Here is a 2,296-nt window from a genome sequence, read left to right on the forward strand (position 1 = left end):
CGTCAAGACCCCGCGCCTCTAGCGCTTCAATCACGCCGTCATAATGTTTGCTGTTGCCCGCCAGCATATAGGAACGAAGGCCAAGAAGGCCTATCGTCCCGCGACGGCCCAAGCGGGGTAACTTGCTCGGATCGGTACTAATCCTGCCCGCTAATCTCGGATGATAGACGCCAACCTCTGGATAGTCGACGGGAGGTATAACTTTCACCCTTCCTCGCAATACCCTGCGAGGCCCTGATGCGTAGCGATCGATAATCATGCGGACTAGATTGACGATATTATCATCGGAACCCGACAGCCAATATTGCAGCGCGAGAAAATATGCCCTTACGTCTTGGGCCGTCCCAGGAATAAACCGCAGGATTTGCGGTAAACGCTTCAGCATCTTCATCTGCTGTGCGCCGGCCGTCGTCGCTTTTTCCTTTGATCCACCACGCAGACGCTTCAAAAGGCCCGCAATGCCACCTGGCTCACCATCCATTTTGAAGCTGCCCATACGGGTCATCTTCATAACTTCCCCAGCAGACATGAGACCAACCAATGCATCAGCCGAATCGCGCCGTGCCTTCAATTCGTTGATCACTGGCTTGAAATGATCTTCCATAAACAACATTGTTGCGACAACAATATCAGCAGACAAAATATCAGCCCGGCAGCGCTCCAATTTTTCCGGTCTCTCCGACCACTCGGATGCACCATGAAGAATGAGCGAAAGCCCGGGATAATCACGACGCAGGGTTTGAAACGCACGAGAGGCGCTGCCTCCCATGTTTGTGTCCATCGCTACAATAACCATCTTAAGCGGAATGGCTATGTCAGACACTTTTGCGTTTCCCATACCACTTACCTTTTTTTACGCCGATCAAAATCAACCGGCGCATACGATGTTCGTTCGGCTATGCTACGGCTCTATTTAAAGCACAGTGTGACCAGAGCTCCGAAAGAGCGCTAACAAGATGATCAATATCAGCATCAGAATGAAGCGGAGTAGGCGTGATGCGCAGGCGTTCAGTTCCCCTCGGAACGGTAGGATAATTGATCGGTTGTATATAGATGCCATATCTGTCCATCAAAAGGTCGCTGATCCATTTGCACTTCTTGGCATCGCCGACCATGACAGGAACAATGTGGCTCTCATTGCGCATATAGGGCACACCAGCCGCATCCAATTTCATGCGCAACCGTTGCACCCGATCACGCTGGCCGATGCGCTCCTCACTCGATGTTTTAAGATGCCGGATCGATGCAGCAGCTGCTGCCGCTACTGCCGGTGGTAGGGCCGTAGTAAAGATAAAGCCCGATGCAAAGCTACGAACAAAATCGCATAGAGCGGCCGAAGCAGCAATATATCCGCCAACGACGCCAATGGCCTTGCCCAGAGTTCCCTCAATGACCGTTATACGGTCCATCAAGCCTTCGCGTTCTGCGATGCCGCCGCCCCGCGGCCCGTACATGCCGACGGCATGAACTTCATCGAGATAGGTCATCGCACCATATTGATCAGCAAGGTCGCAAATCGCCTTGATTGGCCCAATATCGCCATCCATTGAATAAACGGATTCAAATGCAATCAGTTTTGGCCGCTCAGGATCAAGGGTCTTGAGAATGCGCTCGAGATCCGCGACATCATTATGTTTAAAAATATGGCGCTCCGCCCGGCTGTGCTTAATACCTTCGATCATGGATGCATGATTACCGGCATCGGAAAGAATGATGCAGTTCGGAATAAGAGCACCAAGGGTACCCAAGGCTGCCCAATTAGAAACATAGCCGGATGTAAAAAGAAGCGCACTTTCCTTGCCGTGCAAATCAGCAAGTTCACTTTCAAGCTCAACATGAAAACGGTTTGTGCCTGATATATTACGAGTACCGCCCGCACCCGCTCCACAGAGGTCGATCGTATCATGCATCGCCTTCAGAACGTGTCGATTTTGTCCCATCCCAAGATAATCATTCGAACACCACACGCGAATACCATTTTCACCCCTATCCGATCGATGAATAGCCGAAGGAAATTGCCCGGCCTTACGCTCAATATTAGCGAAAACGCGGTAGCGTCCGTCATTGCGGAGAGTATCAAGTTCATTTTTGAAAAAAGCTTCGTAATTCATCTCAATGATCCTGGATAATTATCAATTTAGCAGCATGGTGCATCGGTTTTGGGGGTTAAGGAGGATTTTAGGCTAGCAAACTCCACCGAGTGGTCATTCCGAAATCGGGTTACTGTTTTGTGCGAATCTCTGGGTAAACTCCAGTTCCAAAGTTTTTCAAAAGGTAAAGGAAGGACGAGCATCCA

General features: G+C 50.3%; 2 protein-coding genes. Both read right to left on the bottom strand.

The features are described from left to right. Positions 1-838: DUF3479 domain-containing protein (locus tag WCO51_12570; GenBank protein ID MEI6514086.1), on the bottom strand; the 838-nt coding region annotated here is incomplete at its 3' end. A 58-nt stretch (positions 839-896) separates the two neighbouring features. Then, the gene (gene hemA / locus WCO51_12575) at positions 897-2,111 is read right to left on the bottom strand and encodes a 5-aminolevulinate synthase (GenBank protein MEI6514087.1); all 1,215 of its coding nucleotides are present in this window, start codon (positions 2,109-2,111) and stop codon (positions 897-899) included. Positions 2,112-2,296: the final 185 nt, after the last annotated feature.

It is taken from the genome of bacterium, from assembly GCA_037131655.1.
Taxonomy (GTDB): Bacteria; Armatimonadota; Fimbriimonadia; order Fimbriimonadales; family JBAXQP01; genus JBAXQP01.